Below are 316 nucleotides of genomic sequence, written 5' to 3'. Positions count from 1 at the left end.
GGTTGCGGGGGCCGGATTTGAACCAACGACCTTCGGGTTATGAGCCCGACGAGCTACCAAGCTGCTCCACCCCGCGTCCGATTTTTTCACCGTTAAGTACGATGACAACTTTGTCTTCACTTCAAAGAAGAAGTGGAGCGACACACGAGGTTCGAACTCGTGACCTCAACCTTGGCAAGGTTGCGCTCTACCAACTGAGCTAGTGTCGCATTGGTTGCGGGGGCCGGATTTGAACCGAGGTCCACGGATTTGCAATCCGCTGCATAGCCACTCTGCCAACGCGCCATTTCCACAACCATCGAGGCGTTCCTCGATG

At 55.4% G+C, this 316-nt stretch carries 2 tRNA genes; both read right to left on the bottom strand.

Annotated features, from left to right (window positions below):
• Positions 1-2: 2 nt before the first annotated feature.
• Positions 3-76, bottom strand: a tRNA-Met gene (locus ABT58_RS23135).
• A gap of 57 nt (positions 77-133) precedes the next feature.
• Positions 134-209, bottom strand: a tRNA-Gly gene (locus tag ABT58_RS23130).
• Between the last annotated feature and the right edge of the window lie 107 nt (positions 210-316).

The organism is Photobacterium aphoticum, from assembly GCF_001029435.1.
GTDB classification, from domain to species: domain Bacteria; phylum Pseudomonadota; class Gammaproteobacteria; order Enterobacterales; family Vibrionaceae; genus Photobacterium; species Photobacterium aphoticum.
The sequence above is the reverse complement of the archived record's forward strand: the minus strand, read 5'-3'. Positions and strand labels throughout refer to the sequence as shown.